Annotated in this window: 2 protein-coding genes and 1 pseudogene; 1 reads left to right on the top strand and 2 read right to left on the bottom strand. The window is 59.8% G+C overall.

Annotation, left to right across the window (positions count from 1 at the left end):
• Both EII34_RS16370 and EII34_RS15690 read right to left on the bottom strand, forming a co-directional pair.
• The coding region (locus EII34_RS16370; protein WP_221620330.1) for a hypothetical protein at positions 1–496 on the bottom strand (496 nt) is incomplete at its 3' end.
• Positions 497–564: 68 nt separating this feature from the next.
• Positions 565–816 (bottom strand): DUF6301 family protein, encoded by a 252-nt coding sequence (locus EII34_RS15690; protein WP_124846105.1) that lies wholly within the window; start codon positions 814–816, stop codon positions 565–567.
• A 104-nt stretch (positions 817–920) separates the two neighbouring features.
• Between EII34_RS15690 and EII34_RS15685 the strand changes: the two are divergent.
• Positions 921–1,122: pseudogene (locus EII34_RS15685) on the top strand (IS630 family transposase); the annotation flags it as partial.

Below are 1,122 nucleotides of genomic sequence, written 5' to 3'. Positions count from 1 at the left end.
TGGGGTCGTTTGCATACCGGCCACCCTCCTTGTTGTGCAGGTCTCCGCCCTCACCACGGAAGGTGGTCTCTGGGTCCGGATCCCCCTTCTCGTGGGGGTAGCCGTCCTCGTCGTACCACCAGTCGCGGTCTCCCTTGGGAACAGCTCGACGTTCTGCTCCGGGTGCAAGTTCCTCACCGGGCCACTGATTCGGGTCCCTCGCCGGGGTCGTTCCGGCACCTTCACCACTGGTGGTTTCGCGTGCAGCCGTTGCCTCGCCACCATCGGGTTCGGTGGAACTGTGCCGCGCCTCAGAGCCGTCTGCTCCATCCCCGGCTTCTGGCGCCCTATGGGCATCCACATCCACCGCGTCATCGGCGACTCGCGTGCCAGCCTCCTGAGGCGCACGCTGCACCTCTGGCGCATCAGGAGACTTCCCAGCCCCAGCCTCAAGACCCCTCGCTCCCTCCACCCCCGGACCTCGGGCAGTATCGGTGTCCGGGGCCTTCACCCGCACCGGTCAAGGCAACCTGGACGGGTCCGCCTCAGGTACCTTCGAGCCTGGTCCCTCACCTCACTCCTGACTCAAATGTCTCCCAAAGACTTGAGAACCTCAGAAAATTCAGGACTATAAAGCCTGAACGTGACGGACTTCCAGCCATTCCTCAGGAGAACATGGCAACCGTTGGGCGTGTCCCACTGCGCCTCTTGATCCTCCTTGGTCCGCTTCACCTTGCCCTTCCCCCAGAGTCCTCGAAGCCCTGCAACACAGCCTGTGAAGACATCGTTCATGAACTGATCCCGATCCTCAGACGCCTCACGCACCACATCAGTCATAGCTCCCTTAATTCAAAACCTGACGTTGTGAAGCATGAGATGTTTGCTTGTTCTTTCTCGTGGTTCGCTGGTTTTTCTGTGCTTGGTGGTTTAGGGTTGATGACATGGATGATGTCGTGATCTCGGGTGATGAGTTTCGGATTCTGCAGGACTACAAACGAGGTGGCCCTCACAAGTTGATGCAGGCAAAGGCTGAAGCGATCTTGTTGTTGTCCAGACGGGTGGATGTCGAGACGGTGGCGGAGATGGCAGAACGTCAGGTCTCGACGATCCTTTCCTGGGTGCGTGACTGGCATGCCACCCGGT

This window comes from Arachnia propionica (assembly GCF_003859805.1).
GTDB classification, from domain to species: domain Bacteria; phylum Actinomycetota; class Actinomycetes; order Propionibacteriales; family Propionibacteriaceae; genus Arachnia; species Arachnia propionica_C.
The sequence above is the reverse complement of the archived record's forward strand: the minus strand, read 5'-3'. Positions and strand labels throughout refer to the sequence as shown.

What these genes read in the sequence shown, in the direction of transcription:
- EII34_RS15690 (WP_124846105.1), bottom strand. Translation starts at nt 816, where the DNA reads ATGACTGATGTGGTGCGTGAGGCGTCTGAGGATCGGGATCAGTTCATG.